Raw genomic sequence first — 25,546 nt, forward strand, 5'->3', positions numbered from 1 at the left:
TCAGACCTTCAATTCCGGCAGATCGACCCAGCGGCGCTCCTTCCAGCTTTTCAGGCCGGCTTCGGCGAGCTGCACGCCCTTGGCGCCTTCCAGCAGGGTCCACTTGAACGGCGCATCTTCCATCAGGTGGCGGATGAACATTTCCCACTGGGCGCGGAAGCCGTTCACATTCGCCTGGTTGTCCGGCACTTCCTGCCAGCCGCCGAAGAAATCGATGGTCTGCGGCACATCGGGATTCCATACCGGCTTCGGCGTGTTGACGCGCGACTGGGTGCGGCACTTGGTGAGGCCTGCCACCGCCGAACCGAGCGTGCCATCGACATGGAAGGTGACCAGATCATCGCGGCGCACGCGCGTCACCCAGGAGGAATTGATCTGCGCGATCACGCCACCCTTGAGCTGGAAGGTGGCATAGGCGGCATCGTCAGCATCGGCCTTGTAGGCCTTGCCGTTCTCATCCCAGCGCTTCTTGATATGGGTGGCGCCAAGGCAGGACACGCTCTCGACTTCGCCGAACAGGTTGTCCAGCACATAGCGCCAGTGGCACAGCATATCCAGGATGATGCCGCCGCCATCCTTGTAGCGGTAATTCCAGCTCGGGCGCTGCGCCGGCTGCCAGTCACCCTCGAACACCCAATAGCCGAACTCGCCACGCACCGAGAGGATATCGCCGAAGAAGCCGCTGTCGATCAGCATCTTGATCTTCTGCAGGCCGGGCAGGAACAGCTTGTCCTGCACCACGCCATGCTTCACGCCGGCCTTCTTCGCCGCTTTCACCAGATCCAGCGCCACCGCCAGTGTCTCGGCGGTCGGCTTCTCGCAATACACATCCTTGCCCGCCGCCATGGCTTTCTTGAGCAGGCCGGCACGAGCCTGGGTGGTGGCGGCATCGAAGAACAGCGTGTCGTCCTTGTTCTTCAGTGCGGCATCGAGATCATCGGTGAAGCGTTCGATGCCATAGGTCTTGGCCAGACGGCCGACCTTGTCCTTGTTGCGGCCGACCAGGATCGGATCGGGCATCACGCGGCGGCCATCCTTCAGCACCACGCCGCCATCCTGGCGGATCGCGACAATCGACCGGATCAAATGCTGGTTCATGCCCATGCGGCCGGTGACGCCGTTCATGATGATGCCGAGGCGGACTTCCTTGCTCATGCGTTGTTCCCTTCAAGGACTGGTGAGGCGGTAAAATTCATGGCGGCCAGGCTGGCCCAGTCGGGCGCTGCGTTGCTGGCGAAATTCGGCGCATCCAGCAGACTGCCGAGCGCGATATCGCCCTGGGCGATGCGCAGGCGCGGCTTGCCGGAGGAAGCGTCGTATAGATCGGGATGGGCGGTGGCGAAAGCGGCCTGCTCGGATGCGGGTGCTGTGCCGAAGCCATCGACATAGTGATGCCCGTTGCGCTCGACATGGTAGAGGCCGAGGGCGGCGACCAGTGCCAGATCCTGCTGCAAGGCAAGGCCGGCCTGGCAGGTCAGGTCCTCGCCGGTGATGAAGCAGCCCTCGCCCCAATGCAGAGCGCGAGCCGCGTTGAGAATCGCGCGGTAGACGCCCTTGCAGGTCTTGGACGAGATGCCGCCATAGCCCAAGGCACGGGCGCGCGGAAACACATCGTAATCGGCATCCGATTCATCGACGATCAGCGGGATTTCGCCTGCCAGCGAAGCCACCGGCTTGTCCAGCGCGGCGGCGCGCTTGATCGGCTGCTCGATATACTGGATCGAGGCGCAGAGCCGGCGCAGATCGGGTTCCGCCCGCATGGCACGCCAGAGCGCGGCGATGCCATCGGCGTCGTCATACTGCTCATTGCCATCCAGGCTGGCGCGGTAGGGTTCGGGCGCCGCATCCAGCACGGCGGCGATGGCCTTGAGGCGGGCGAGATCGGCGGCAATATCGCCGCCGACTTTCAGCTTGAACCAGCGCAGGCCATAGCGGGCAATAGCGCCTTGCAGCGTTTCCGGCAGGCCGTCATTCAGCCGCTCGGCCGCCGGCAGGCCGGATTCAGTGAGCGGATCGAGCATGCCGACAGTGTGGCGCGCGGCAATGCGCCGGGCCGGCGACACTTCAGCAAGATAGGCCGCGATATCGAAGCCGGCGAGATCAGGCGTCAGCGTGGCGGCCTCGATGCCGAACAGGTTGCCGCGCAGGGCCTGGGCGAAAGGCTGTTGCGTCAGGCGGCAGAGTGCATCGATCACCGCGCGGTCGAGCAAAGCCGGGCCGTAGCTCGCCACCAGCGGATTGAGGCCATGGCGGCTGCCAAGATCGACCAGGGCGCGATGATGCGCGGCGGAATGGCCGAAGGCGCTGCGCTGCGCATTATCGGCATAAGCCTCGGCGGCATGGCGCAAGGACAGGCGAAGCTGGGCGAAATTCTGCTCGTTGCTCAAGGCCGGATTCTTGTCGAACCATTTCGGCACCATCAGTTCGGCGGCCTGCCCTTCGGCGGACCTGCCATCCGGCATCTCGATGCGCAGCCGCAGGAAAGCCTGCGGTGCGGCACGCAACGTGACAACACCGAAGCGGAACGGCAGGCGCAAGGTAACTGGCCGCTCATAGAGCTGGATATCGCGCAGGTGGAAGCTCGGCGCACTCATTGCGGCATCATCCGGCGCAGATAATCGATGGCGAATTTGGCCGAACCCGGGCCATCAGGCTGGTAGATGAACGGCTCGACGGCGATATCGCCCTCATAGCCACCGGCTTTCAGGGCCTTGAGGATCGGCGCGAAATCCATCTCGCCCTGGCCCGGCGCCTTGCGGTTCGGATCATTCACCTGCACATGGGCGATCATGCCGGTGGGCAGCCATTTCTGCAGCAGGCTCGGCACGCTCACCGCTTCGGTGAGGCCCGCCGCACTGCAATCCACCATGGTGCGGAAATTCGGATTGCCGATCTCGCGCACGATCTCCACGGCTTCCGCCACGGTGTTGACGAAGTTGGTTTCATGCCGCGACAGCGGCTCCAGGCAATAGACCACGCCATTGCGCTTGGCCGCATCGGCGGCGGCGGCGAAGGCTTCCATCGCCCAGGCGCGCGCGGTGGCCGGCTTGTCCTCGGGCAGCTTGCGCTGCGCCGGCGAGCCATGCACCAGATAGCGGCCGCCAAGCTCGGCGCAGAGGCCGCAAAGCTGCTGCATCGCCGATTGCGTGCGCCGCCGCACGGTTTCGCTCGGATCGGTAAGCGACAGGCCCTTGGGCGCCACCAGCAGCCAATGCAGCCCGGTCACCACCAGACCGGAAGCCTCGACGATGCGGCGCACATTGCGGCGCTCGGTGCCGGAAAGCGCCAGCGGATCATCGCCCAGCGTGAATGGCGCGATTTCCAGCCCGGCATAGCCAAGCTCGGCAGCCATGCGGCATTGCTCCGCCAGGGGCAGCGGCGCCAGCACTTCGTTGCACAGGCTCAATCGCATCATCAGCCTCAAGTAACTATCTGGTTACTTATAGCCGCAAGCCGCCTTGGGCGTCAACCCGGCAAACATTCAGGCGCTGCGGCCGAAGGGTTTAAGCAGCAGGCCGAAGCCCTTGCCCATGGCGCGGCGCGCCGGCGGAATATTCATCAGCACGGTGAGCAGCACCAGCAGGAACATCACCAGCGAGATCGGACGGCTGAAGAAGGGCGTCAGGTCGCCATCCGACAGGTTGAGGCCGCGGCGCAGGCTCTTGTCGAGCAAGTCGCCCAGCACAATGCCGAGCACCAGCGGCGCCATCGGATAATTCAGGCCGCGCAGGATGAGGCCGAGGACGCCGAAGCACAGCATCACCAGGATATCGAACGGACGCGAGGCGATGGCATAGGAGCCGACGGCGCAGAGCACGAAGATCACCGGCATGATCAGCGGGCGCGGCACCAGCAGCACCTTGACCAGCAGCTTGGTCAGCACCAGGCCATAGATCAGGATGCCGATGGAGGCGAACAGCATCATCGCCACCACGTCGTAAACGAATTGCGGATTCTCCACCATGATCAGCGGCCCGGGGCGCACGCCATGGATCAGCATGGCGGCGAGCAGCACGGCGGCCGGCGCCGAACCGGGCACCGCGAGCGTGAGCACCGGAATCACCGCGCCCGGCACGCAGGCATTGTCGCCGGTTTCAGCAGCCATCAGGCCTTCCACCGAGCCCTTGCCGAACTTTTCCTTTTCCTTGCTGGCGCGGCGCGCGGCGGCATAGGACGACCAGGCGGCAACGTCTTCGCCGACGCCCGGCACAATGCCGATGAAGGTGCCGATCAGGCCGGACCGGATCACGGTGCGCCAGTATTGCAGCACATCGCGGATGCGCGGGATCACCGTATCATAAGCATTGATGATGAATTTCTGCGGCTTGTCCTTCATCACGCTGAGCACTTCAGCGAAGCCGAACACGCCAACCAGGGCCGGGATCAGCGAGATGCCGCCGGAAAGATCGTGCACGCCGAAGGTGAAGCGGTCATAGGCATACATGCCTTCCTGGCCGATGGCGGCAATGAACAGGCCGATGAAGCCGGCGATCCAGCCTTTCAGCGGATCGGTGCCGGTGAGGTTGCCCGAGATCACCACGCCGAACACCGCCAGCCAGAAGAATTCATAGGCGCCGAATTTCAGCGCCATCTCGCCCAGGATCGGCGTGAACAGGGCCAGGAAGAACATGCCGATCCAGGTGCCGAGGATCGAACCCGAGGTGGCGATGCCCATGGCACGGCCGGCCAGGCCCTGCTTGGCCAGTGCATAGCCATCGAGGCAGGAAGCGGCGGAGGCCGGCGTGCCGGGAATGTTGAGCAGGATGGCGCTGCGGCTACCGCCATAGATGGCGCCAACGTAAGTGCAGATCAGGATCAGCAAAGCCTCATCGGGCGGCAGCTTGAGCGTCAGCGTGGTCATCAATGCCACGCCCATGGTGGCGGTGAGGCCGGGCAGTGCACCGATGATCAGGCCGACCAACGAAGCGCCAAGCGCGTAGAGAATCGTCTGCGGGCTGGTGAAATGGCCGATAGCGGTGGCGAAGCCGATGAGACCGTCGAACATGCTCACTTCCTCACGGCAGACGCACGAGGAACAATTCCTCGAACACATACTGGATCAGGGCACCGGAGATCAGCCCGTGCACGATGGCGACCATGATGCCGCGCGGCAGCTGGCCCTTGGCCTGGCGCTCCGCGTACTGGAACGCCACCACGAAAACCGCGACATAGACGGCGGTGACGAGCCAGAAAGGCAAAGCACTGGCAACGATCACCAGGGCATAGACCAGGGACCAGAGCAGCGAGAAGATCAGGCGCCAATGTTCGGCCAGCACCAGTGGCTGACGCTGCTGCACCGGCTTCAAGCCACCCGCCTTGGCGGCGCGCAGCACCAGCAGGCCACCCATCAAGGCGATGCAGAGGCCGAGCAGGCCAGGCACCAGGCCGGGTGCGGTGTAAATACTGGCCTGGAAACGCTCTAGGCGATCCATGTTCCAGGAGATCACCGCGATGGCGAGGCCAAACGCGATCCAGAGCAGACCGGACCAGAAATCGGCGCGCGGCGTGAGCTGCTCGGCGGCAGTCTCTTCCTGCGGTGTCGGCGCGGCATCAGCCATGGTTTGCCCTCCTGAAAGCCCCGCAGGCTTTAACCCCCCCCGTAGGCTGTAAAACAATGGGCCGCCCGGCTTCGACTGAAAGCCGGACGGCCCGTTACGCGTGATCGCTTACGGCTTCGGGATGCCCAGCGTATCGGGCGAGACCTTGGCCTTGCCGCCTTCCTGCAGGATCCAGGCAGCGCCCTGGATCGCCGGGAAGGCCGCCTTCTTCGCCGCATCGCCATAGGACGGATCGAACAGCGCGCCCTTGTCGGTGGAATACTTCTTCAGCGCCGCCGAATTGGCGATCTTTTCCTTCCACACCTTGTCCAGCGTGGCGGTGACTTCAGCCGGCACGCCCTTCGGCACGAAAATGCCGAAATAGTTGGTCTCGGTACGGAAATTCGGCAGCGTCTTGGTCACCGGCTCGATCGCCGGGATGCCATCGACTTCCAGCGGCTTGGAGGCCAGCACGGCCAACGGGCGCAGGCGCTTGGCGCGGATCATTTCCACCTGCTCGACGCCGAGCTGGGTGGTGACTTCGGTTTCACCGGAAACGGTGGAGATCACCGCCGGATTGCCGCCATCATAGGACACATGCTTGTAGGTGACGCCGGCACCACGGGCGAGAGCTTCCGAGCCGAAATGGCCCGAGGAATTCACACCCGCCGTAGCAATGGTGATCGAATTCGGCTTCGCCTTCATCGCCGCCAGCAGGTCGGCGAGGGTCTTGTAGGGCGAATTGGCGTTGACCGAGACCACCGACTGATTCGCCACCGTCAGGTAGAAGCTCCAGTCGTCCATCTTGGTGTCGAGCAGGCCGGAAACGGCATAGGTGCCGATATCCTTGGCCGCGCCCGAGGTCCAGGTATAGCCATCCTTCGGCGCTTCCCAGGCGGTCTTGGAACCGATCGAGCCTGAGGCACCCGGCTGGTTCACCACCACCACTTTCTGGCCCAGGGCGGCTTCGAGTTCGGAGGCGGTGACGCGGATCACCTGGTCAGTGGAGCCGCCGGCGGCCCAGGGCACGATCACGGTGATCGGCTTGGTCGGCTTCCAATCCTGCGCCTGCGCCGAAACGGCGATCAGGGCCGTGGTGCCAAGCACCAGGCCAGCCAAAGCGGCCCTCAAAGTAAGAGTGGTCATCGTGCGCTCCTCCGTTTATCGGGCCCCGGACGGGACCTCGTTCGTTGTGGCGCACAGCATTCCGTTCCGCAGAGCGGTTGTCAACGGCTAAGTAACTGACCGGTTACGAATTTGTGGCGCCACCGCACCGCGTCAACGGATCGCGGCTCACGCCCGCAGATAGCCGAGCAGCACGTTGACGCAATGCTCGGTGCGGGTCTTGATTTCGGCGGCTGAGCCAAGATCGCGGTCGAAAATGGTGGAAAGCGTGTGGATATTGGAAAAGTAGCAGGTGCCGAGCGAGGCGATGGTGAGATAGACATGCACCGGATCGACGCCCTTGCGGAACACGCCGTCGCGCTGGCCACGGTCGAGCAGGTCGCGGATCACCGCCAGAAGCGGCGAATAGAGCTGCTGGATCTTTTCCGAGCCGCGCAGGTAGCTGGATTTATTCAGGTTTTCCGCGCTCAACAGGGCGATGAATTCAGGATTGCGGGCGCAGAAGCGGAAATTGAACTCCATCAGGTAGCGCATGCCATCCACCGGCTTCATGCGCGCCACGTCGATGGTGTGCTCCTCCTCGCGCATGCGGGCATAGGCGCCTTCCAGCACGGTGAGCCAGAGGCCCTCCTTGTTGCCGAAATACTCATAGATCATGCGCTTGTTGGAACCCGAGCGGGCCGCGATCTCATCGACACGGGCGCCGGCCAGACCATGGGCGGCGAATTCGACCAAGGCCGCATCCAGGATATTGCGCCGCGTTACATCCGGCTGGCGCGGACGTTTCGGCGTGGTAGCCGCCGCCTTCTTGCGCGCGGCCATGGTCAGGCCAGCATCTCGGGCAGTGTCACCAGCCGCACCTGGGATGCTTCCAGGCCGGCGCGGATATGTCGCGCCATCGCCACGGCGCCATCGCTGTCGCCATGCACGCAGATGCTGTCGACACGCGCCGGGATGCGCTTGCCGGTGACCGAAACGATCACCTGCTCGCGCACCATGCGCAGCACATTCTGCAAGGCTTCCTCAGGATCATGCACCATGGCATTGGCCTGGCCGCGCGGCACCAGGTTGCCGTCGTCATCGTAATTGCGATCAGCAAACACTTCCTCGGCCACCGGGATGCCTGCCGCCTTGCCCGCCGCCACCAGCGCGGAACCCGCCGGCGCCAGGAAGATCAGGTCGCGGCCCGCGCCCGCCGAGCCGCGCGCCAGGGCATCGGCCAGGGCGCGATCAACGCAGGCCTTGTTGTTGATCGCGCCATGCGGCTTCACATGCGTCACCTTATGGCCGGCCAAAGCCGCGATGCCCTGCAGGGCGCCGATCTGGTAGGCCATCAGCGCCTCAGCTTCCACGCCGGTGATATTCATGGCGCGGCGGCCAAAGCCCTGGATATCGGGATAGCTCGGATGCGCGCCGATCGAGACGTTGTTCTTCTTCGCCTCCAGCACGGTGTTGCGCATCACCAGCCAGTCGCCGCCATGAAAGCCGCAGGCGACATTGGCCGAGCCGACCACGCCGAGCATCGCCGGATCATCGCCCATGGTCCAGGCGCCATAGCTTTCGCCGAGATCGCTGTTGAGGTTCACTTTCATGCGTCTGCTCCTGTTGCGGCATCCACCATACCGCTGATCAGATTGGCCGTGTAGAGCGCATCGAGATCCAGCCCGCCCTCGGGCCGCGCCGTGCGCATGCCGCCAAGCAGGCTTTTCAATGCCGCCTCCTGGGCACGGCGCAGATTCTCGGCTTCCGCCACGCTGACCGCCTGGAAGCGCAATTTCGCGCCAGGCTTGAGCCGGCCGACGCGGGGCAGATCGGCCGAGATGATGGTGGCGATCTTGGTATAGCCGCCGGTGGTCTGATGATCCGCCAGCAGCAGGATCGGCTGGCCGTTGCCCGGCACCTGGATGGCGCCGGTGACAATGCCTTCCGAGGCGATATCGGCGCCGCGCAGATGCTCGATCACCGGGCCTTCAAGCCGCAGACCCATGCGGTCGGCTTCCTTGCTCACCGTATATTCGCCAGCAAGAAACGCTGCCGTACCCGCTGCCGTGAAGCGATCCGCCTGCGGGCCCAGGGTGACGCGCACCGGTCCTTCGCCATAGAGCGAAGCCGCTTCGCTGCTGAGTTCCTGGTCCGGGCCAAGCCCGGCGGCTTTCAGCGGCAGCAGGTCATTCTCGCGCAATTGCCTGCCCTCGAAGCCACCGAGGCCGGCGCGGGTATAGGTGGAAAGGCTGCCCAGCAAGGGCGGCAAATCGAAACCACCAGCCACGGCAACATAGGTATAGGCTTCGCCCAGCACACCGATGCGCAAGGCTTCGCCGCGCTTGAGCGTGACACTGCGCCAGGAGGTGAGCTTTTTCGCATTGCCGCCATCGGCGGGCAGCAATTCCACGCTCATGTTGCCAGCGAGGCCGAACTGCACCGCATCGGCCTCGACGACCAATGTCGGCCCCATATAGCTGAGTTCCAGCGCCGCCACGCCAGCCGCATTGCCGCAAAGCGCGTTGGCGATGCGCAGACCGAGCGTATCCATCGCGCCGGCCACAGGCATGCCCTGCGACTGGGCGCCATAGCGGCCAAGATCCTGCAAGGTGGTGAACAGGCCCGGCGCCTTGACGCGGATCATGACGCCACCCGCAGCGTGCCATGATCGAAGCGACCGGCCGCCACTTCCGCTGCAATCCTGTCGAACTCGGCCCGCGACACCGGACGGAAAGTCACTTCATCGCCGGCAGCCAGCAATATCGGCTCCGGCCTGTGCTGCTCAAACAGCCTTACCGGCGTGCGGCCGATCAGATGCCAGCCACCCGGACTTTCCCAGGGGTAGATCGTGGTCATGGCTTCGGCGATGGCCACCGAGCCTTGCGGCACTTTCAGGCGCGGCGCCGAGCGGCGCGGCAGCTGCAAGCCTTCCGCCAGACCGCCCATATAGGCCAGCCCCGGCATGAAGCCGAGCATGTAGATGAAATAGCGCCCCCCGGCATGGCCCTGGATCACATCGGCGGGCGTAAGGCCTCGGCGCTCGGCGACTTCGGCCAGGTCAGGCGCGAACTCGGCTTCATAGCAGCAGGGGATCGACCACAGCCGGCCGGCAGCCGCTTCCGGCTTGAGTGCAGGCAGCATCGCCTCGACGGCGGCCTGCAACTCGGCGCGGCTGGCGTTGAGCGGATCATACTGGATCACCAGGGCGCCAAAGGACGGGATCGCCTCGATCACCCCGGGCAGAGCAGCCTGGGCCACGGCGCGGTGCAAGGCCATGACGCGGGCATTGGCGGCGCGGTCCACCTTGGTGGCGAATTCGACGCTGAAAGCCGTATCACCCATCGTTTGAAAGACCACAGGGGTCTGAAAAACGACTGGCGTCTGGAGGTCGACGGCACCGGTATCCGCTTGCTTCACGCGCTGCTCCTGCTGGCTGCCGAATTCTACTCATGCCCCCGCCCGGCGCAAGAATAATTACACTTTATCGATAAATCATCATCGTTTCGGAGCATATGTTTCATCCACAGGCATAATGAAACATATGTTGCAGAATCGGAAAAACCATGGTCTGCTGCGCGGCCATGGAGCATGCCCCGCTCGGCCCGCAGATCGTCGACCAGTTCGACAGCCTCACGCCCCAGGCGCAGGCCGCGGCGCGCTTCGTGCTCGACCATCCCCAGGATGTCGCCCTGCTCTCCATGCGCGAACAGGCCCGCCGCGCCGGTGTGCCGCCGGTGACCATGCTGCGCCTGGCGCGCCAGTTGGGCTTTGCCGATTACCAGGCCTTCCGCCAGGTGCATGCCCAGGCTTTGCGCCCCGGCGGCAAGACAGCACCATTTTCCGAGCGCGTGCCGGGGCTGCAGAAGCGCGCCCGCCAGGGCGGCGGCGCACCTCTGGCGGAACAGATGGAGCGGCATCTTTCGCAGCAGGTGGGTGGCCTCACCGAACGCAACGGCACTCAGGCCCTGCTCGATGCGGCCGAAGCCATCGAAAGCGCCCGGCGGGTCTATGTGCTCGGCCTGCGCTCCTGCTTCGCTGTCGCCTACCATTTCGCCTATGTTTACGGCCTGCTGCGGGATAACGGCCAATTGCTGGATGGCCCCGGCGATACCGGCCGTGATCCCCTGCGCCATGCCGGGCAGCAGGATGTGCTGCTGGCGATCAGCCTGGCGCCCTATACGCGCGGCGCCGTGGAACAGGCGGATTTCGCTACTGCCCGCCGGGTGAAGCTCATCGCCATCACCGACAGCCCGCTCTCGCCGCTGGCGCGTAACGCCGCCGCCACCCTGCTGGTACCAACCGATGGCCCTTCCTTCTTCCACGGCGTGACACCGGCCTTCGCCGCCTGCGAAACACTGCTGGCTTTGTTGGCCGCCCGTGCCGGCGACAAGGCAGTTACCGCCATCCGCAACGCCGAGGCCCAGCTCGGCGCGTTCGACACCTACTGGGCTGCGCGTAAGACGAGGAAACCATGAGCCGCATCCTGCATCGCCAGATGCAATTCCCCCTGCCCGTCGCCGTTTCCGGCGAAGGCGTCTATCTCACCGACAAGGACGGCAAGCGCTATATCGACGCCTCCGGCGGCGCTGCCGTGAGCTGCCTCGGGCATGGCCATAAGGACGTGACCCGCGCCTTGCAGGAACAGGCCGGCAAACTGGCTTTCGCCCATACCGGCTTTTTCACCACCGAGGTGGCCGAAACGCTCGCCGACATGCTGATCGAGGATGCCCCGGCCGGCATGAGCCATGTCTATTACATCTCCGGCGGCTCGGAAGGCATCGAGACGGCGCTGAAACTGGCGCGGCAATACTGGGTCGAGAAGGGCCAGCCGAACAAGCGCCACTTCATCGCCCGGCGCCAGAGCTATCACGGCAACACGCTCGGCGCGCTGGCGGTCGGCGGCAATGCCTGGCGGCGGCAGCAATTCGCGCCACTCTTGATCGAGGCACATCACATCGCGCCGTGCTTCGAATACCGCGAGCGCCATGAGGGCGAGAGCCTGGAAGCCTATGGCCTGCGCGCCGCCAACGAGCTGGAAGCCAAGATCCTGGAACTCGGCGCGGAGAATGTGATCGGCTTCATCGCCGAGCCGGTGGTGGGCGCCACGCTGGGCGCGGTGACGGCCGCGCCGGGCTATTTCAAGCGCATCCGCGAAATCTGCGACAAATACGATGTGCTGCTGATCCTGGATGAAGTGATGTGCGGCATGGGCCGCACCGGCACGCTGCATGCCAGCGAGCAGGAAGGCATCGCGCCCGATATCGAAGTGATCGCCAAGGGCCTGGGCGGCGGCTATCAGCCGATCGGCGCCGTGCTGATCCATGAGAAGATCATTCAGGCGATCCAGCAAGGCAGCGGCTTCTTCCAGCATGGGCACACTTATCTGGGCCATCCCGTGGCCTGTGCCGCCGCGCTGGAAGTGCAGCGCGTGATCAAGCGCGACAAGCTGCTGGATAACGTGGTGGCGATGGGCCAGCACCTCACCGCGCGGCTGCAGGCGCGCTTCGGCAATCACCATCATGTCGGCGATATCCGTGGCCGCGGCTTGTTCCAGGCTATCGAGCTGGTGCGCGACCGCGCCGACAAATCCACCTTCGATCCGGCATTGAAGCTGCACGCGCGGGTGAAGCGCGAGGCGATGGCGCGCGGCCTGATGTGCTATCCGATGGGCGGCACCATCGATGGCCTGCATGGCGACCATGTGCTGCTGGCACCGCCTTTCATCGCCACCGCTGCCGAGATCGATGCCATTGTCGAGCGCCTGGGCGATGCCGTGGATGCCGCGCTGACCGGAGTTGCCGCATGACCTTGCCAGCCCTTATTGCCGTTGCCCCGAACGGCGCGCGCAAGCTGAAAGCCGATCACGCCGCCGTGCCGCTCACTGTGCCGGAACTGGTGGAGTGCGCGGTTTCCTGCCTGGAAGCGGGCGCGGCCATGATCCACCTGCATGTGCGCGAGCCGAATGGGCGCCACTCCATCGCGCCGGAGCTTTACCGCCCGGCGATTGCCGGCATCCGCGCAGCACTCGGCGACAAAATCATCATCCAATGCACCAGCGAAGCCGCCGGGATTTATTCAGCGCCGGAGCAGATCACGGCAATGCGCGAACTGATGCCGGAAGCCTGCAGCCTGGGGATTCGCGAGATCGTGCCCGATGCCACGCATGAAGCGGCGGCGGCGGATTTCCTGGCGCATATGCACAAGGCCGGCACGCTGTTGCAATACATCCTGTATTCGGCAGAGGATTTGCAGAAATTCCGCGACCTGGTGGCGCGCGGCATCGTGCCGACTGACAAGCATTTCGTGCTGTTCGTGCTTGGCCGCTATACGGCGGGGCAGCAATCGCAGCCCGCCGACCTGCTGCCCTTCATGCAGCTATGGCAGCCAGCCTGGGGCGAATTCGCCGTCTGTGCCTTCGGCAAGCTGGAAGGCGCCTGTGCCATCACGGCACTGGGCCTGGGCGGCCATGCCCGCGTCGGCTTCGAGAACAACACCCTGCTGGCCGATGGCTCATCGGCGCCGGACAACGCAGCCCTGGTACGCCAGATCAGCGTGGGCGCGCCCTATGCCGGGCGGGAGCCGGCCAATGCCGATGCCGCCCGCGCCTGGATGCGGGCGCTGGGCTGACGGAACCGCAGGAGGCGTCAGGCTTGCAGCGAAAAATCGGCCAGCGATACCGGAGCCTCCTTGCCGCCGATCACGGCGGCAAGCGTGGCGGCCGAGCCGAAAGCCAGCGTGAGGCCGAGCGCGCCATGGCCGACATTCAGCCACAGGCCGTCGATGCCGCTGCCGCCCAGGATCGGCCGGCCGCTGGGCGTCGCCGGGCGCAGGCCGCACCAGGGCTGCTGCTGCGGCGCCTCGGGCGCCACGGGGAAGGTTTCCGCCGCCTGGCGGCTGAGCTGCGCCACCCGGTCCGGCTCCAGGCTGAGATCACTGCCGACGATATCGGCCATGCCAGCAACGCGCAGTTTCCGGCCCAGCCGGGCATAGACCACCTTATGGCCGTAATCGGTGACGCTGACGCGCGGCGCGGCGTTTTCGTTGGCGACATCGAGGGTCAGGCTGTAGCCCTTGATCGGGTAGAGCGGCAGATCGAGGCCGATGCCGCGCGCCAGCTCGACGCTGCTGATGCCGCCGGCCAGCACATAGGCATCGGCGCGGAACACGCCATTGGCGGTTTCAGCACCCACCAGCCTGCCCTGCTCGCGCAGCAGCCGGATCACCGGCGTGTTGAAATGGAACTGCACGCCGCTGTTATGGCCTTCCAGCAGCTTGAGCAGGCCGAAGCAGAGCTTGCGCGGATCAGCCGCCGCGTCATCGGGCGTGAAGATGCCGCCGACCAGGCGGTGCGCGATGGCCTGCAAGGCCGGTTCCAGCGCCAGGCAGGCGGCAGCATCGAGCACTTCCTGCTTGCAGCCGAGGGTGTTCTGGAACGCGGTCTGCGCCTTGGCGGCGGCAAAGCTGTCGGCTGTGGAATAGACCACCAGCTTGCCGGCCTGCACATGATCGAAATCGACCTCCTGCAAGTCCTTGGCATTGCCGAGCACTTCGCGGCTGAGGAAGGCCAGCTTGAGCAAGGCCTGCGTGGTGCCGCGCGCCCGCTTGCCGGTGCAGGCGGCGAGGAATTTCAGGCCCCAGCGGTATTGCCGCAGATCGAAGCCGGCGCGGAAGCGCACAGGCGCGTCGCGGCCCCAGAGCAGCTTGGGCAGATCCTTCCAGATCGAGGGGCCGGCGAGCGGCGCGACATAGGAATAGCTGAGCTGCGCCCCATTGGCATGGCTGGCGCCGCTGGCCGGCTCCGGCCCGCCATCCAGCACCGTCACCTGATGACCATCGCGGGCCAGCGCCCAGGCCGTGGTCATGCCGATCACACCGGCACCGATCACCAGAACATGCATGGCAGGCTTCCTTTTTGCTTCGCGCCGCCCTCGTTGACGCCGGGGAGCGCAAGAACCAGCATGCCCCCGGCAGGCGGCGCCAGCCACTGCGTTTACTCCAGCCATCCATACCTTTATGTTATGGCTGACCTTGGGGGTGCCGGCGATGCAATTGCGCCATCTGGAAATCTTTCATGCCGTGATGCTGACCGGCACAATCACGGCGGCGGCGCGGCTGATGAACATCTCGCAGCCGGCGGCGACACGGCTGCTGCTGCGCGCCGAGGACCAGTTGCGCTACAAGCTGTTCAACCGGGTACGCGGCCGGCTGCTGCCGACCAAGGAAGCCCTAGTATTGCAGGCGGAAAGCGAGAAGCTGCTCGCCGGCCTGGAGAATCTGCGCAAGCTGGCGCGCAATCTCGGCACCGCGTCCAGCGGCCATCTGCGCATCGCGGCAGCCCCGGCGCTCTGCCTGGAACTTGTGCCGCTGGCGATCACCCGCTTCCGCCAGAAGCACAAGGATGTGACCTTCGAGGTCGAGACCCGGCAATATGCCGATCTGGTGCGCACCGTGCTGACCCAGGAAGTGGATATCGGCATCGGCTTCGATATTCCGCCGCATCCCGGCCTGGATCTCTCGCCGCTGGCGCAGGGGCATTTCTACGGCGCGTTTCCGGCGGCACAGGAAAAGAGCCTGCCGAATCTGGTGAAGCTGAATTACTTCACGCGCCAGCCCTTCATCGGCCTGCGCAGCGACGACCCGCTGGGTTCCGCCTTTTCCGCCACGCTCAATCTGGCCGGGGTGAAACTGGATCCCATCGTGGAAGTGAAAACCAATCAGGTCGCCCTGGCCCTGGTGGAAAAAGGCGCTGGCGCGGCCATTGTCGATCAGTATACGGCGGCGGCGCGCAATCCGGCCAAGGTGGCGATCCGCCGCCTGCAGCCTTCGCTGCCCTTCGCCGTGCAGGTGATGCGGCCCAAGCATGGCCCGCCGGGCCTGCTGGCCGGGCAATTCGGCTCGGCGCTGGACTGGGCGGAGAAAAGTATCGCTACAATGTTGTCTGCCCCGGCGGCTTGACGGAAGCAGCAGCAATCGGCCCCATACCGTCAGGGTATGGGGCTGGCACCGATACGCATGGCGGGGGCAATGCGCTTTCCGCTATCACAGAAACGGTAAGCGGCCTCGCGACTCTTCACCGTTTTGCGTGCCTTTCGCGATCTCAACAAGGAGGAACAACACTATGACCGCGTTCTCGATCAAGCATCTGGCCGGCGGCGCCTTGGCCGCTGCCCTGCTGGCCGCCCTGCCGGGCACCGGCATCGCCCAGCAGAAATTCGTCACCATCGGCACCGGCGGCGTTACCGGCGTGTATTACGCCGCCGGCGGCGCGATCTGCCGCCTGCTGAACAAGGACCGCAAGGCCCATGGCATCCGCTGCTCGGTGGAATCCACCGGCGGCTCGGCCTACAACGTCAACACCATCCGCGCCGGCGAACTCGATTTCGGCATGGCGCAGTCCGATGTGCATTATTACGGCCTGAAGGGCGAAGGCGCGTTCAAGGATGCCGGTGCCTTCACCGACCTGCGCTCGGTCTACTCGATCCATCCCGAGCCGTTCACCGTGCTGGCGCGCAAGGAAGCCGGCATCACCAAGTTCGAGGACTTCAAGGGCAAGCGCTTCAACATCGGCAACCCGGGCTCGGGCACCCGCGCCTCGTTTGAGCAGCTCATGGGTGCCATGGGCTGGAAGCTCACCGACTTCGCGCTGGCTTCCGAGCTGAAGGCCGACGAGCATGGCCCGGCGGTCTGCGACAACAAGATCGACGGCTTCTTCTACGGCGTCGGTCATCCGTCCGCCAACATCCAGGATCCGACCACGAGCTGCGGCGCCAAGCTGGTCTCGCTGACCGGTCCGGCGGTGGACAAGCTGGTCGCCGACAACTCGTTCTTCGCCAAGGCGACGATCCCGGGCGGCCTGTACAACAACAACCCGCAGCCGACCACCACCTATGGCGTGCTCGCCACCGTGGTTTCCTCGGCCAAGGTGTCGGATGAGACCGTCTACCAGATGGTGAAGGCTACCTTCGACAACTTCGACGAGTTCAAGAAGCTGCACCCGGCGCTGGCCGTGCTGGAGCCGAAGAACATGATCAAGGACGGCCTCTCGGCGCCGCTGCATCCGGGCGCCATCAAGTACTACAAGGAAAAGGGCTGGATGTAAGTCTGGCCTGAACGGCCGGCCCGGCAACGGGCCGGCCGTTTTCTATGCGTATATTGCAATGATTCGGGGGCAGTGATGAGCAACGACAGCAAGCGCCGGCCGGCCAGTGAGGCCGAATTGCAGGAACTGGTGGCGGAAGCCGATACCGGTGCGCGCGAGGCCACGGGCCTGGCGGGCCGCATCCTGCTCATCGTTGCCGTGGCCTGGTCGGCCTTCCAGGTCTGGTATGCCTCGCCGCTGCCTTTCATCTTCGGCGTATTCATCCTCAACGACACCGAGGCGCGCGCGATCCATCTCGGCTTCGCGGTGTTCCTCGCCTTCACCGCCTATCCGGCACTGAAATCCTCGCCCCGCGACCGCGTGCCGCTGAGCGACTGGATCTTCGCCCTGCTCGGCGCTGCCGCCTCCAGCTATCTCTACCACCATTATGTGGCGCTCTCGACCCGCCCCGGCACGCCGATCACCCAGGACCTGGTGACCGCTGGCATCGGCATGCTGTTGCTGCTGGAAGCGACACGGCGCGCGCTCGGCCCGCCCATGGTGGTAGTGGCTTTGTTCTTCATCGCCTTCACCTTCGCTGGCCCGTTCATGCCGGAAGTGATCCAGCACAAGGGCTCGTCGCTGACCAAGTTCCTGCAGCATCAATGGCTGACCACGGAAGGCGTGTTCGGTGTCGCACTTGGCGTTTCCACCAGTTTCGTATTCCTGTTCGTGCTGTTCGGCTCGCTGCTGGAGAAGGCCGGCGGCGGCAATTACATGATGCAGATTTCCGTCGCCCTGCTCGGCCATCTGCGCGGCGGGCCGGCCAAGGTCGCCGTGGTATCCTCGGCACTGAACGGCGTCGTCTCCGGCTCCTCGGTGTCGAACGTGGTCTCGGGCGGCATCTTCACCATTCCGATGATGAAGCGTACCGGGCTCTCCGGCATCAAGGCCGGCGCCATCGAGACCGCGTCGTCGGTGAACGGCCAGATCATGCCGCCGGTGATGGGCGCTGCCGCCTTCCTGATGACCGAGTATGTCGGCCTGCCCTATTCCGAAATCGTCAAGCATGCCGCGCTGCCGGCGATCATCTCGTATATCGCGCTGTTCTACATTGTCGACCTGGAAGCGGTGAAAATCGGCTCCAAGCCACTGATGCGCTCAGCCGCCCATACACGGGCGCAACGCTGGCTGCGGCTGGCGCTGGGCTGGAGCGGCTCCATCGCCGTCATCTGCGCGATCTATTACGGCATCCTCGGCATCCAGGCAGTGTTCGGCGCCGCCGCGCCATGGCTGATCACCATCGCCAGCCTCGGCCTCTACCTGGTGACGCTGTGGTACGGCTCGCGCTATCCCGACCTGAAACTGGATGATCCCAACGCGCCGATCACTGAACTGCCAGAAGCCTGGGCGGTGGCGCGCACCGGACTGCATTTCATCCTGCCGATCATCGTGCTGCTGTGGTGCCTGATGGTGGAGGAAATGTCGCCAGGGCTTTCCGCCTTCTGGGCCACCGCCTCGATCATGGCCATCGTGGTAACGCAGCGGCCGCTTGTGGCGCTGTTCCGTCGCCAGGACATCACTGCTGCCTGCCGTACCGGCATCGCCGACCTGGTGGATGGCTTCAATCTCGGCGCCCGCAACATGGTGGGCATCGGCATCGCCACCGCCACCGCCGGCATCATCGTCGGCACCGTGACCCTGACCGGGATGGGCCTGATGATGACCGACTTCGTCGAGTTCGTCTCCGGCGGCAACCTGATCCTGATGCTGCTGCTCACCGCCTTCATCTGCCTGATCCTCGGCATGGGCATCCCCACCACGGCGAACTACATCCTGGTGGCTACCCTGATGGCGCCGGTGATCGTGGAACTTGGCGCGCAATCCGGCCTGGCGATCCCGCTGATCGCGGTGCATCTGTTCGTGTTCTATTTCGGCATCATGGCCGACGTGACGCCCCCGGTCGGCCTTGCCTCCTTCGCGGCGGCGGCGATTTCCGGCGAAGACCCGATCAAGACCGGCCTGCAAGGCACGGTCTATTCGATGCGCACGGCAATCCTGCCCTTCGTGTTCATCTTCAATCCGCAGATGCTGATGATTGATGTGGATCACTGGCTGGAAGCCTGCCTGGTGATCGGCATTTCCACCATCGCCATCCTGGTCTTTTCCGCCGGCACCATGGGCTGGTTCATCACCCGCAGCCGCTGGTGGGAAAACATCGCCCTGCTGCTGGTCTGCTTCGCGCTGTTCCGCCCCGGCTATTTCTGGGATCAGCTTTATGATCCCTATATCCACCGCCCGGGCACCGAGCTGTTCCGCATCGCCGGCGAATTGCCCGCCGACAGCCGCCTGCTGATGATCGTGGAAGGCACCAATATCGAAGGCGACGATGTGCGCAAGACGGTGTCGCTGCCGCTCACCGCCACTGGCGATGGCCGCATGCGCCTGAACGCTGCAGGTGCCACAGTGACGCAACTCGGCGACCGCATGCAGATTGCCGGCATCAAGTTCGGCTCGGCGGCAAAGCGCGTCGGCCTGGAAAACGGCTATGTCATCACCGAAGTGCTGCTGCCCTCCGACCGCCCGACCAAGCATTGGGTCTATGTACCGGCCCTCGCCCTGCTCGGCCTGATCGCCCTGAACCAACAGCGCCGCCGCAAGCTGGAAACCCAATCAGCATGAATGGGGGGGCCGGCATGAGCGCCAGAACCGTCATCCTCTGCTCCGGCGGCATCGATTCAGTCACGCTGGCCTACAAGGTGGCGGCAGAGCGCGAACTGGTGCGCCTCCTGACGTTTGATTACGGCCAGCGCCATGCTAAGGAAGTGGAATTCGCCGCCCGCACCGCCCAGCGCCTCGGCGCCCGGCATGATGTGGTGGATATCCGCGCGCTGGCGCAGTTCCTGTCGTCATCCTCGCTGATCGCGGGTGCTGCCGATGCCATCCCTGATGGGCATTACGCTGAAGCAACGATGAAATCCACCATCGTGCCGAACCGCAACGCCATCATGCTGACCATTGCCTTCGGCATCGCCAGCGGCATGCAGGCCGATGCGGTGGGCATCGCCGTGCATAGCGGCGACCATTTCATCTATCCCGATTGTCGCCCGGCCTTTGTCGATGCCTTCCGCGTCATGCAGGAAAAGGCGCTGGAAGGCATGGGTGAGGTGGAACTCTTCGCGCCCTTCGTGCAGACCACCAAGGCCGGCATCGTGGCGGAAGCGGCCAGGCTCGGCGTGCCGTTTGCCGAAACCTGGAGCTGCTACAAGGGCGGCACGCATCATTGCGGCCGCTGCGGCACCTGTGTGGAACGCGCCGAGGCCTTCCACCTTGCCGGCATCCCGGACCCGACAGTGTATGAAGATGCGAATTACTGGAAAGACGCGGTGAAGGGGCGGGGCTGATAGGGGTCGTCATGATCCGCGAAGGCGGACCATCCACGAGTTACTTTTAAAAAAGGGACTCGTGGATGCCCTGCCTACGCAGGGCATGACGAATTATGAGACCCGCACGCCCGTAAGATCGTAGGCATCGGCCTTTTCGATCTTCACCTTGATCATGTCGCCGACCTTCACGCCGGCGGCGCCCTTGATCTTCACCAGGCCATCAATTTCCGGCGCATCGGCATAAGAGCGGCCCTGTGCCGTGGTGCGCTTCACGTCATCCACCAGCACATCCAACACGCGGCCGATCTTGGCTTTCAGCTTGGCAGCCGAAATCTTCTGCTGCGCCGCCATGAAACGCTCCCAGCGTTCCTGCTTCACATCATCGGGCACCTGATCCGGCAGGTCGCGGGCGGCGGCGCCTTCCACATTCTCGTATTTGAAGCAGCCGACGCGGTCGAGCTGGGCTTCCTGCATCCAGTCGAGCAGGAATTCGAAATCGGCTTCGGTTTCGCCCGGGAAGCCGACAATGAAGGTGGAGCGCACGGAAATATCCGGGCAGATTTCGCGCCAGGATTTCAGCCGCTGCAGCAGCTTCACCTGGTTGCCCGGGCGGCGCATGGATTTCAGCACGCGCGGCTCGGCATGCTGGAACGGGATGTCGAGATAGGGCAGCAGCTTGCCTTCGGCCATCAGCGGGATGACCTCATCGACATGCGGATAGGGATAGACGTAATGCAGCCGCACCCAGGCGCCGAGCGAGCCCATGGCATCGCAAAGCTCTGTCATGCGCGCCTTCACGCTCTGGCCGCGCCACACGCTTTCGGCATGCTTGAGATCGACGCCGTAGGCCGAGGTATCCTGCGAGATCACCAGCAGTTCCTTGACCCCGGCTTTCACCAGCCGCTCGGCTTCGTAGAGCACATCGTTCGAGGCCCGGCTTTTCAGCTTGCCGCGCATCGAGGGGATGATGCAGAAGCTGCAGGAATGGTTGCAGCCTTCGGAAATCTTCAGATAGGCGTAATGGCGCGGGGTGAGCTTGATGCCCTGCGGCGGCACCAGATCAAGGAACGGATCATGCGCCGGCGGCGCCGCTTCATGCACGGCATTGACCACGGCCTCGTATTGCTGCGGACCGGTGACGGCGAGCACATCGGGGAACAGGCCACGGATCTTCTCCTGCTCCACGCCCATGCAGCCGGTGACGATGACGCGGCCATTCTCGCGCATCGCCTCGCCGATGGCTTCCAGGCTTTCCTGCTTGGCGCTATCGAGGAAGCCACAGGTATTCACCAGCACCACATCGGCATCATCATAGGCGCCGGAAATGGCATAGCCTTCCGAGCGCAGCTTGGTGATGATGCGTTCGGAATCGACAAGCGCCTTGGGACAACCGAGGCTGACGATACCCACTTTCGCGGGTTGCTGGGCGGGGCGGGACTGGCTCATGGCCGGGGGTTATAGGGCCGAAACCCGGCTTTGGCTAGACCAGCCTTCAGATTAGCGCCGCTTCCACCGAAAGTGCCATGCGGAACAGGCGCTTATCCTGGCCGTTGCGCGCCGCCAGCATGAGGCCGGCGGGCAGATTGCCCTGGCCCACCGGCAGCGGCAGCGAAATGGCGCAGAGATTGAAGAAATTCATCGCCGAGGGGTTGCGCAGCAGCAGCAGGTTGTCGCGCGTGAAGGCGGCTTCGTCATTGGCCAGATCGGCGATTTTCGGCGCCAGCAGCGGCACGGTGGGCAGCACCAGCGCATCGATATCGGCCAACCGCTGGTCCATGGCATGGATCAAAGCCGCGCGGCCCTGCTGGATGGCGACATAATCCGCGCCGGAGACAGCCAGGCCCCGGCGCACGCGGCCGAGCACCATGGGATCGAATTCGGCTGCCTTGCTCTCCAGCCAGCCTGAATGAATATGCGCGGCTTCCGGCGCCGCCAGGCCGCCGCGCGCATTCAGCACGCCGGCCTGGCCGAGCAGATCGGCAATCGGCCATTCAACAATCCGCGCGCCGGCCTTTTCCAGCACCACCTTGGCGGCATCGAAAGCCTTGGCGACCTCGGGCATCATGTTATCGAGCAGCGGCCCGGTGGGGATGCCGAAGCGCAGGCCAGCCAGGGGCGCGGCATCGGGCGGCAGCACCGGCTCGCCCGCCATGGCGGCATCGGCCAGAGCGCATTCGGCGACGCTGCCGGCCAGCGGCCCGATGGAATCGAGCGAGAAGGAAAGCGGGAAAGCGCCCTCGCGCGGCACGCGCTGCTGGCTCGGCTTCCAGCCGGTGATGCCGCACAGGGCTGCCGGAATCCGGGTCGAGCCGCCGGTATCGGTGCCGATGGCGATTTCCGCCATGCCGTCAGCGACACTCACCGCCGCACCGGAGGACGAACCGCCGGGAATCCGCGTGCGATCCGCCGGATTGCCCGGCGTGCCGTAATGCGGATTGATGCCGACGCCGGAAAAGGCGAACTCGGTCATGTTGGTCTTGCCGATGATAACCGCACCGGCGGCACGCAGCCGCGCAATCGCCGGCGCTTCGGCCAGGGCGGGTGCCGCATCATGCAGCAGCTTCGAGCCGGCCAGCGTTACTTCGCCGGGCTGATCGAACAGGTCCTTGATCGAGACGATGGCACCATCGAGCGGGCTGAGCGGCCGGCCGCGTGCCATGCGGGCATCGGCGGCAGCGGCAGCTTCATGGGCCGCCGCCGCGTAAACCTTGGTGAAAACGCGCTTGCCCTCACCAGCCGGATCGTTGATGCGGGCCAGGCAGGCTTCGAGGCGATCACGGCTGGACACGGGCATAGGAAAACCTCAAGCGATAACGGGCAATGCCTCGACAGTGTAGCCAGCCTTGAGACTGCGGCCTAGCACCGGGTCGTGCAATTCCATCTCGAAGCGCGCGGTGGGACGCACGCCACCGATAGCGCCAAGCGTGCCGCAGAACATCAGACTGCCGGGCGGCAGAGTGGCAGTATCGGAGCCGAGATAGCGCGCCATCAGATCGCGCGGATCGCGGATCGCGGCAATGCTGCCTTCCTGATACAGCAGCCGCTGGCCATCGATGGTGGCATGGCTGCGCAGGATCAGCTTGTCCCAATGGGGTGCCACGTCATCGAAGCGCCAAAGCTCTTCACCCACCACCTTGCCGCACATCTGCTTGGACAATGCGACGCCGGCGGCTTCCGCCTTGCGGTCGGTATGATCCGAGCCGAGCGTGACCCAGAGGCCATCGGCCAGCGCCACGATCACCGGCTCGACCTCGCCCGAGCTATCCGGCCCCAGCACCTGCAGATTGCCGGTCTGGATCAGTTGCCCGACGCCGAGGCGATAGAATAGCGGCGTGGCGGAGGGACGCGGCACGCCGATGGCGGCCAGTTCCTCGATATGATGCTCGATGGCGTGCTGGTCGCGGCCGGTCCAGCCGGCAACGATCAGCGTGGTGATTTCAGCCGCGATGCGATCCTGGCGGCCGGCCCAATAACGGGTGAACTGAAGCATCGTCTACTCCTCAACCAAATGTCTGCGGCAGCCACAGGGCCAGGCCGGGGAAGATCGCCAGCAGGACGATCAGCAGGATCATCACCAGCACGAAAGGCACCGAACCGATGATCACATCATTCAGCGTGCCATGGCTGCGCAGCGACTGCACCACGAACAGGTTCAGGCCGACCGGCGGAGTGATCAGGGCCATCTCAATCAGCACGATGATCACGATGCCGAACCAGATCGGATCGAAGCCGAGGCCGATCATCACCGGTGCGATGATCGGAATGGTGGTGATCATCATCGACAGGGTTTCCATGAAGCAGCCGAGGATCAGGTAGAAGATCACCACGGCGATCAGCATGGAGAACTTGGACAGGCCCAGCCCGGAGATAAAGTCGGTGAGCATGGTGGTGAGGCCGATGGCCGAGATGACGAAATTGAGGAAATAGGCCGCAACGATGATCAGCATCACCATGGCGGTGGTGCGCATGGTGTTTTCCAACACTTCCCGCATCATGGCAAACGACAGCTTGCGGTACCAGGCGGCCAGGCCGAGCGCCGCCACCACGCCGAGCGAGGCAGCTTCCGTGGGCGTGGCAATACCGGCATAGATCGAGCCGACCACCACCAGGAAGATGCCGAGCGGCGGCACCAGATCGACCAGGCTGGCGGCGCGCTCGCTCCAGCTATAGCTGAGGCTGCCGCCGCCCCAGGCCGGACGGAAGAAACAGGCCACCGCCACCAGCACCATGAACAGGCCGGCAAGGCCAAGGCCCGGGATGATGCCGGCGAGATAGAGCTTCGGGATCGAGGTATCGGTGAGCACCGCGTAGATGATCATGTTGATCGAGGGCGGAATCAGGATGCCGAGCGTGCCACCGGCGGCCAGCGTGCCGAGGAACAGGCGCTCGTTATAGCCGTGCTTCTTCACCAGCGGCAAAGCCACGGTGCCGACCGTGGCGGCGGTGGCCACCGAGGAACCCGACGTAGCGGCGAAGATGGCGCAGGCCCCGATATTGGAATGCATCAGGCCGCCGGGAATCCAGCTCAGCCATTTCACCATGGCGCCATACATGCGCTCGGCGACACCGGCCCGCAGCAGGATCTCGCCGAGCAGAATGAACATCGGGATCGAGACCAGCAGGAAGTCCTTCGACGACGACCAGGCGACCTCGCCGAGCGCCAGGCTCAGCGGCATCTTGGAATAGATCTTGTCGAGCAACAGGCCGAGGGTGCCGAGCGCGCCGGCCACCGGCAGGGCGGCGGCAAGCAGGGCCAGCAGGAGGATCAGGGTGGTGCCGAGCATGGGCGTTACTCCTTCGCGCGCAAGGCGGCGGTATGGGCGGATTCGTCGGCGGCGTCTTCCTCGATGGTGCGCGCGCCGGCCAGGCGGCGCACCGTGGCGAGATCGCCGCCGAGCAGAGCCAGCAGGCTGCGCAGGAACAGCGGCACCAGCGTGAACAGGAACAGGCCGAGGCCGATCACCCACAGGCTTTGCGGAATCCAAAGCGGCGTCTGCAGCGGCGTGGTGGCGCGGGCCTGGAAGCTGATCGAAGTATCCAGCACGTCCCAGGCCTGTATGGCCAGCAACCCGATGAACAGGCCGAGGCTGGCCAGGGCGATGAGATCAAGCACGGCACAGACCGGCGCCGGCAGCTTGGTATAGAGGGCATCGACGCGGACATTGGCGCGGCGCAGCAGGGTGAAGCCGAGCGCCCAGGTAGTGCCGATGGCGAAGGCATAGCCCGAGAGTTCATCGGCGCCACCGAGCGACACCAGGGCAATCTTGCGCAGCAGCACGTCCACCGACACGAGGATCGCGGAAGCCAGCACCAGGGTGCCGCCGAACCAGACGGCATAGCTGGAGATACGGTCGGCGAACGCCAACCAGCGATCGAGCAAGGTCATTGCCTGCCCTCCGATCAGATTTTGAGAAAGTGCGGGAGAAGAAAGGGGCCGG

The 25,546-nt window shown here is 64.7% G+C and carries 23 protein-coding genes; 7 read left to right on the forward strand and 16 right to left on the reverse strand.

From position 1 onward, the window contains the following. The 10 genes from ACQY7X_RS04505 to pxpB all read right to left on the reverse strand — a co-directional run bounded on the left by ACQY7X_RS04505 (position 1) and on the right by pxpB (position 10,061). The gene (locus ACQY7X_RS04505; protein ID WP_428248660.1) at positions 1-1,155 is read right to left on the reverse strand and encodes a Gfo/Idh/MocA family protein; all 1,155 of its coding nucleotides are present in this window, start codon (positions 1,153-1,155) and stop codon (positions 1-3) included. Then, a complete protein-coding gene (locus ACQY7X_RS04510; RefSeq protein ID WP_428248661.1) occupies positions 1,152-2,594 on the reverse strand; it encodes an enolase C-terminal domain-like protein in 1,443 nt (480 codons plus the stop codon). The genes ACQY7X_RS04505 and ACQY7X_RS04510 overlap by 4 nt, the downstream gene beginning before the upstream one ends. Next, a complete protein-coding gene (locus ACQY7X_RS04515; RefSeq protein ID WP_428248662.1) occupies positions 2,591-3,415 on the reverse strand; it encodes a sugar phosphate isomerase/epimerase family protein in 825 nt (274 codons plus the stop codon). Before ACQY7X_RS04515 ends, ACQY7X_RS04510 begins: the two co-directional genes overlap by 4 nt. A gap of 66 nt (positions 3,416-3,481) precedes the next feature. Beyond that, entirely contained in the window at positions 3,482-5,005 is a 1,524-nt protein-coding gene (locus ACQY7X_RS04520; protein ID WP_428248663.1) for a tripartite tricarboxylate transporter permease, read from the reverse strand. A gap of 10 nt (positions 5,006-5,015) precedes the next feature. Then, the gene (locus tag ACQY7X_RS04525; protein WP_428248664.1) at positions 5,016-5,558 is read right to left on the reverse strand and encodes a tripartite tricarboxylate transporter TctB family protein; all 543 of its coding nucleotides are present in this window, start codon (positions 5,556-5,558) and stop codon (positions 5,016-5,018) included. Positions 5,559-5,666: 108 nt separating this feature from the next. Then, on the reverse strand, positions 5,667-6,683 hold the full coding sequence (locus tag ACQY7X_RS04530) for a Bug family tripartite tricarboxylate transporter substrate binding protein (RefSeq protein WP_428248665.1): 1,017 nt from the start codon (positions 6,681-6,683) through the stop codon (positions 5,667-5,669). A gap of 147 nt (positions 6,684-6,830) precedes the next feature. Further along, on the reverse strand, positions 6,831-7,484 hold the full coding sequence (locus ACQY7X_RS04535; protein ID WP_428248666.1) for a TetR/AcrR family transcriptional regulator: 654 nt from the start codon (positions 7,482-7,484) through the stop codon (positions 6,831-6,833). A gap of 2 nt (positions 7,485-7,486) precedes the next feature. Next, positions 7,487-8,254: a LamB/YcsF family protein gene (locus tag ACQY7X_RS04540; protein ID WP_428248667.1), complete on the reverse strand. Its 768-nt coding sequence runs from the start codon at positions 8,252-8,254 to the stop codon at positions 7,487-7,489. After that, positions 8,251-9,288, reverse strand: coding sequence for a biotin-dependent carboxyltransferase family protein (locus ACQY7X_RS04545; RefSeq protein WP_428248668.1), 1,038 nt, complete (start codon positions 9,286-9,288; stop codon positions 8,251-8,253). Before ACQY7X_RS04545 ends, ACQY7X_RS04540 begins: the two co-directional genes overlap by 4 nt. Then, positions 9,285-10,061, reverse strand: coding sequence for a 5-oxoprolinase subunit PxpB (gene pxpB / locus ACQY7X_RS04550; protein WP_428248669.1), 777 nt, complete (start codon positions 10,059-10,061; stop codon positions 9,285-9,287). Before pxpB ends, ACQY7X_RS04545 begins: the two co-directional genes overlap by 4 nt. Before the next feature lie 146 nt (positions 10,062-10,207). Between pxpB and ACQY7X_RS04555 the strand changes: the two genes are divergently transcribed. The 3 genes from ACQY7X_RS04555 to ACQY7X_RS04565 are packed head-to-tail and all read left to right on the forward strand — an operon-like array spanning position 10,208 to position 13,271. After that, positions 10,208-11,119, forward strand: coding sequence for a MurR/RpiR family transcriptional regulator (locus tag ACQY7X_RS04555; RefSeq protein ID WP_428248670.1), 912 nt, complete (start codon positions 10,208-10,210; stop codon positions 11,117-11,119). Then, positions 11,116-12,450 (forward strand): aspartate aminotransferase family protein, encoded by a 1,335-nt coding sequence (locus tag ACQY7X_RS04560; RefSeq protein ID WP_428248671.1) that lies wholly within the window; start codon positions 11,116-11,118, stop codon positions 12,448-12,450. The genes ACQY7X_RS04555 and ACQY7X_RS04560 overlap by 4 nt, the downstream gene beginning before the upstream one ends. Further along, the gene (locus tag ACQY7X_RS04565) at positions 12,447-13,271 is read left to right on the forward strand and encodes a 3-keto-5-aminohexanoate cleavage protein (protein WP_428248672.1); all 825 of its coding nucleotides are present in this window, start codon (positions 12,447-12,449) and stop codon (positions 13,269-13,271) included. Before ACQY7X_RS04560 ends, ACQY7X_RS04565 begins: the two co-directional genes overlap by 4 nt. 17 nt (positions 13,272-13,288) lie before the next feature. Here ACQY7X_RS04565 and ACQY7X_RS04570 read toward each other — a convergent pair whose 3' ends face one another. Then, the gene (locus ACQY7X_RS04570; RefSeq protein ID WP_428248673.1) at positions 13,289-14,542 is read right to left on the reverse strand and encodes a D-amino acid dehydrogenase; all 1,254 of its coding nucleotides are present in this window, start codon (positions 14,540-14,542) and stop codon (positions 13,289-13,291) included. A 145-nt stretch (positions 14,543-14,687) separates the two neighbouring features. Here ACQY7X_RS04570 and ACQY7X_RS04575 point away from each other — a divergent pair, with 145 nt between their 5' ends. The 4 genes from ACQY7X_RS04575 to queC all read left to right on the forward strand — a co-directional run bounded on the left by ACQY7X_RS04575 (position 14,688) and on the right by queC (position 20,126). Next, entirely contained in the window at positions 14,688-15,599 is a 912-nt protein-coding gene (locus ACQY7X_RS04575; RefSeq protein ID WP_428248674.1) for a LysR substrate-binding domain-containing protein, read from the forward strand. A gap of 163 nt (positions 15,600-15,762) precedes the next feature. Next, on the forward strand, positions 15,763-16,743 hold the full coding sequence (locus ACQY7X_RS04580) for a TAXI family TRAP transporter solute-binding subunit (RefSeq protein WP_428248675.1): 981 nt from the start codon (positions 15,763-15,765) through the stop codon (positions 16,741-16,743). 75 nt (positions 16,744-16,818) lie between these two features. Further along, positions 16,819-19,404, forward strand: coding sequence for a TRAP transporter permease (locus ACQY7X_RS04585; RefSeq protein ID WP_428248676.1), 2,586 nt, complete (start codon positions 16,819-16,821; stop codon positions 19,402-19,404). Positions 19,405-19,418: 14 nt separating this feature from the next. Beyond that, positions 19,419-20,126 carry a 7-cyano-7-deazaguanine synthase QueC gene (gene queC, locus ACQY7X_RS04590; RefSeq protein ID WP_428248677.1) on the forward strand — a complete coding sequence of 236 codons (708 nt, stop codon included), beginning with the start codon at positions 19,419-19,421 and terminating at the stop codon, positions 20,124-20,126. A 93-nt stretch (positions 20,127-20,219) separates the two neighbouring features. On the opposite strand, the gene rimO is transcribed toward queC, so the two are convergent. Genes rimO through ACQY7X_RS04615 form a run of 5 tightly spaced genes read right to left on the reverse strand, consistent with a single transcriptional unit; the run spans position 20,220 to position 25,494 of the window. Next, complete coding sequence (gene rimO / locus ACQY7X_RS04595; RefSeq protein WP_428248678.1) at positions 20,220-21,554, reverse strand: 30S ribosomal protein S12 methylthiotransferase RimO; 1,335 nt, start codon at positions 21,552-21,554, stop codon at positions 20,220-20,222. Between the two features lie 46 nt (positions 21,555-21,600). Next, on the reverse strand, positions 21,601-22,902 hold the full coding sequence (locus ACQY7X_RS04600; RefSeq protein WP_428248679.1) for an amidase: 1,302 nt from the start codon (positions 22,900-22,902) through the stop codon (positions 21,601-21,603). Positions 22,903-22,911: 9 nt separating this feature from the next. Beyond that, positions 22,912-23,598: a DUF2848 domain-containing protein gene (locus ACQY7X_RS04605; RefSeq protein ID WP_428248680.1), complete on the reverse strand. Its 687-nt coding sequence runs from the start codon at positions 23,596-23,598 to the stop codon at positions 22,912-22,914. 10 nt (positions 23,599-23,608) lie between these two features. Next, positions 23,609-24,892, reverse strand: coding sequence for a TRAP transporter large permease (locus tag ACQY7X_RS04610; RefSeq protein WP_428248681.1), 1,284 nt, complete (start codon positions 24,890-24,892; stop codon positions 23,609-23,611). A gap of 5 nt (positions 24,893-24,897) precedes the next feature. Beyond that, positions 24,898-25,494 (reverse strand): TRAP transporter small permease subunit, encoded by a 597-nt coding sequence (locus ACQY7X_RS04615; RefSeq protein WP_428248682.1) that lies wholly within the window; start codon positions 25,492-25,494, stop codon positions 24,898-24,900. Positions 25,495-25,546: the final 52 nt, after the last annotated feature.

This window comes from Ferrovibrio sp. (assembly GCF_965278975.1).
Lineage (GTDB): Bacteria > Pseudomonadota > Alphaproteobacteria > Ferrovibrionales > Ferrovibrionaceae > Ferrovibrio.

Coding starts and splice junctions, on each gene's coding strand:
- ACQY7X_RS04540 (WP_428248667.1), bottom strand. CDS start 8,254: ATGAAAGTGAACCTCAACAGCGATCTCGGCGAAAGCTATGGCGCCTGG.
- ACQY7X_RS04610 (WP_428248681.1), bottom strand. CDS start 24,892: ATGCTCGGCACCACCCTGATCCTCCTGCTGGCCCTGCTTGCCGCCGCC.
- ACQY7X_RS04530 (WP_428248665.1), bottom strand. CDS start 6,683: ATGACCACTCTTACTTTGAGGGCCGCTTTGGCTGGCCTGGTGCTTGGC.
- ACQY7X_RS04605 (WP_428248680.1), bottom strand. CDS start 23,598: ATGCTTCAGTTCACCCGTTATTGGGCCGGCCGCCAGGATCGCATCGCG.
- ACQY7X_RS04560 (WP_428248671.1), top strand. CDS start 11,116: ATGAGCCGCATCCTGCATCGCCAGATGCAATTCCCCCTGCCCGTCGCC.
- ACQY7X_RS04565 (WP_428248672.1), top strand. CDS start 12,447: ATGACCTTGCCAGCCCTTATTGCCGTTGCCCCGAACGGCGCGCGCAAG.
- ACQY7X_RS04510 (WP_428248661.1), bottom strand. CDS start 2,594: ATGAGTGCGCCGAGCTTCCACCTGCGCGATATCCAGCTCTATGAGCGG.
- ACQY7X_RS04545 (WP_428248668.1), bottom strand. CDS start 9,288: ATGATCCGCGTCAAGGCGCCGGGCCTGTTCACCACCTTGCAGGATCTT.
- ACQY7X_RS04600 (WP_428248679.1), bottom strand. CDS start 22,902: ATGCCCGTGTCCAGCCGTGATCGCCTCGAAGCCTGCCTGGCCCGCATC.
- ACQY7X_RS04580 (WP_428248675.1), top strand. CDS start 15,763: ATGACCGCGTTCTCGATCAAGCATCTGGCCGGCGGCGCCTTGGCCGCT.
- ACQY7X_RS04505 (WP_428248660.1), bottom strand. CDS start 1,155: ATGAGCAAGGAAGTCCGCCTCGGCATCATCATGAACGGCGTCACCGGC.
- ACQY7X_RS04515 (WP_428248662.1), bottom strand. CDS start 3,415: ATGATGCGATTGAGCCTGTGCAACGAAGTGCTGGCGCCGCTGCCCCTG.
- ACQY7X_RS04535 (WP_428248666.1), bottom strand. CDS start 7,484: ATGGCCGCGCGCAAGAAGGCGGCGGCTACCACGCCGAAACGTCCGCGC.
- ACQY7X_RS04525 (WP_428248664.1), bottom strand. CDS start 5,558: ATGGCTGATGCCGCGCCGACACCGCAGGAAGAGACTGCCGCCGAGCAG.
- ACQY7X_RS04570 (WP_428248673.1), bottom strand. CDS start 14,542: ATGCATGTTCTGGTGATCGGTGCCGGTGTGATCGGCATGACCACGGCC.
- queC (WP_428248677.1), top strand. CDS start 19,419: ATGAGCGCCAGAACCGTCATCCTCTGCTCCGGCGGCATCGATTCAGTC.
- ACQY7X_RS04555 (WP_428248670.1), top strand. CDS start 10,208: ATGGTCTGCTGCGCGGCCATGGAGCATGCCCCGCTCGGCCCGCAGATC.
- ACQY7X_RS04585 (WP_428248676.1), top strand. CDS start 16,819: ATGAGCAACGACAGCAAGCGCCGGCCGGCCAGTGAGGCCGAATTGCAG.
- ACQY7X_RS04615 (WP_428248682.1), bottom strand. CDS start 25,494: ATGACCTTGCTCGATCGCTGGTTGGCGTTCGCCGACCGTATCTCCAGC.
- rimO (WP_428248678.1), bottom strand. CDS start 21,554: ATGAGCCAGTCCCGCCCCGCCCAGCAACCCGCGAAAGTGGGTATCGTC.
- ACQY7X_RS04575 (WP_428248674.1), top strand. CDS start 14,688: ATGCAATTGCGCCATCTGGAAATCTTTCATGCCGTGATGCTGACCGGC.
- ACQY7X_RS04520 (WP_428248663.1), bottom strand. CDS start 5,005: ATGTTCGACGGTCTCATCGGCTTCGCCACCGCTATCGGCCATTTCACC.